Origin of the sequence: Paraprevotella xylaniphila YIT 11841 (assembly GCF_000205165.1) — a bacterium.
GTDB classification, from domain to species: Bacteria; Bacteroidota; Bacteroidia; order Bacteroidales; family Bacteroidaceae; genus Paraprevotella; species Paraprevotella xylaniphila.
In genome coordinates this window covers 1-2001 of record NZ_GL883858.1, presented here as the reverse complement: position 1 = coordinate 2001, position 2001 = coordinate 1, and the positions used below count along the sequence as shown (strand labels likewise).

4 protein-coding genes are annotated in these 2001 nt (G+C 49.3%); all 4 read left to right on the top strand.

The window, feature by feature from the left end:
* Positions 1 to 194: 194 nt before the first annotated feature.
* Positions 195 to 410: a hypothetical protein gene (locus tag HMPREF9442_RS08910; RefSeq protein ID WP_004291535.1), complete on the top strand. Its 216-nt coding sequence runs from the start codon at positions 195 to 197 to the stop codon at positions 408 to 410.
* An 11-nt stretch (positions 411 to 421) separates the two neighbouring features.
* Positions 422 to 643, top strand: coding sequence for a hypothetical protein (locus HMPREF9442_RS08905; protein WP_004291534.1), 222 nt, complete (start codon positions 422 to 424; stop codon positions 641 to 643).
* A 13-nt stretch (positions 644 to 656) separates the two neighbouring features.
* Positions 657 to 1073: a PcfK-like family protein gene (locus tag HMPREF9442_RS08900; protein WP_004291533.1), complete on the top strand. Its 417-nt coding sequence runs from the start codon at positions 657 to 659 to the stop codon at positions 1071 to 1073.
* Positions 1070 to 2001 (top strand): PcfJ domain-containing protein (locus HMPREF9442_RS08895; RefSeq protein ID WP_008627723.1); only part of this gene is annotated, 932 nt, incomplete at its 3' end. The genes HMPREF9442_RS08900 and HMPREF9442_RS08895, both read left to right, overlap by 4 nt.

The window sequence follows — 2001 nt, the reverse complement described above, 5'->3', positions numbered from 1 at the left end:
AGTATTTTGACCGAAAAACCTTGCATTCCCTAATCCCTACCTTTTCAAGCACCCGAAACGAAAACGACCGATGCGACAGAAAGACGCATAAAAAAAATGTCGGATAAACGAGAGGCAGATAAGATAGTTTGAAACTCAACTCCCTCAGCTCTTGAATCCGCATTAAAAACAAAAAAATCAAAAACAGCGAAGATATGACGGCAACGGCAAATTTCAGACAAATGGCGCAACACATCGGGTTGGCGATATGCGGCTTGATGATGCGCACCGCCTTCGGGGTGTTCGGCATCCTTTGGGGCATCATCAGAGAGATTGTAAACGGAGTGTTCCGAGTGGCGATAGGTGTAATCGTGGCTATCCTTTCCACCATTGCCTTCTTTGGCTTCATCCTTTGGTTATTCACCCTTTAACCCTTACCGACATGGCAAAAAGAAACAGCAAGACGGCAGCGCAGCAGTGCAGATATTACGAGGTGGACAACATCTTCGTGTATATGGTGGAAACGTACATCAACGGCAATTTTGAAACTTTCCGAAGATTGTACCACGAACTGAACAAGGACGCACGGAGGGATTTCATGGACTTCCTTCTCAGCGAGGTAGAGCCGACCTATTGGAGAGAGATACTGAAACAGATAATCTAAAAATGACAGCGATATGAAAGGAACAGACCATTTCAAGAGAACGATATATATGTACTTGGAACAGCGTGCGGAGGAAGATGCGCTATTTGCAAAGAAGTACCGCAACCCTGCCAAGAACATGGACGAGTGCGTGACCCACATTCTGAACTATGTGCAGAAAAGCGGTTGCAACGGTTTCACGGACGGAGAGATATTCGGGCAAGCCATCCACTACTATGAGGAAAACGAGATAGAGGTGGGCAAACCGATGGACTGCCAAGTGGTTGTGAACCACGTTGTGAAACTCACGGCAGAGGAAAAGGCGGAGGCACGTCAGAACGCTGTCCGCAAATACCAAGAGGAGGAACTCCGCAAGTTGCAGAACCGCCACAGACCGTCAGCGAGAAAAGAAAACCAACCCCAACCCTCATTATTTGATTTAGGCTTATGAAACCGAAGACCAAGATACAGAAAGAGGTGGCAAGACTTTCCGCCAACCTTCGCCCCATATCAGCGACACAAATAGATTGGGCATACCGCCACTGCGTTGAGCATATCGGCTACCGCACCAAGAAAGGGAACATCACCTGTTCCGACTGCGGTCACGAGTGGCACAGCGACAGCGGACTATGCGACACCCTTGAAGGCTGCACCTGCCCCAAATGCCATGCCGAACTCAAAGTGCAGGACACACGCAGACGCATCTACAAGGAAACGCAGAATTTCAGCGTGATAACCACCTGCAAAGGGTATCAGGTAATCCGCGTGGCGCAGGTCAGATGCGAGAGCAGGAAAGGCGAACCGATGCGTTTCTACTGCCACGAGGTCGTGCAGCGTTGGATTTCACCCGACGGCAAGGTTACGGACATGGCGTTGCTCCGTGGCTTCCTTTTCTGCTATTGCGATGTGTGGGCATTAGGCAGCGATATGGAGGTAAGACCGCACAACAGCCTATACGATGATGTGGTGGCAAGAAGCTGTGCATATCCAAAGATGAGGATATTGCCCCAACTCAGACGTAACGGCTTCAAGGGCGATTTCCACGGCATCTCCCCCGTGCGTCTTTTCAAAGCCTTGCTTTCAGACCCAAGAATTGAAACCCTTATGAAAGGCGGTGAGATTGAGGTCATGAAACACTTTCTTTTCAATACCCGTACTGCCGATGAATGTTGGGCATCATATCTGATTGCCAAGCGTCACAAGTATCAGATAGACAACCTCTCAATGTGGTGCGACTATCTGCGTATGCTCAAAAAACTCGGTCAAGACCTCCGTAACCCGAAGAACATCTGTCCCGAAGATTTCATGGCGGCACACGACAACGCAACCCGAAAAATTGAAGCCATACACGAGAAGGAAAGAGCCGCAGAGCAACGCCG

Excerpts from the sequence above, each read along its gene's own strand:
- HMPREF9442_RS08910 (WP_004291535.1), top strand. The coding sequence starts at position 195 with ATGACGGCAACGGCAAATTTCAGACAAATGGCGCAACACATCGGGTTG.
- HMPREF9442_RS08905 (WP_004291534.1), top strand. The coding sequence starts at position 422 with ATGGCAAAAAGAAACAGCAAGACGGCAGCGCAGCAGTGCAGATATTAC.
- HMPREF9442_RS08900 (WP_004291533.1), top strand. The coding sequence starts at position 657 with ATGAAAGGAACAGACCATTTCAAGAGAACGATATATATGTACTTGGAA.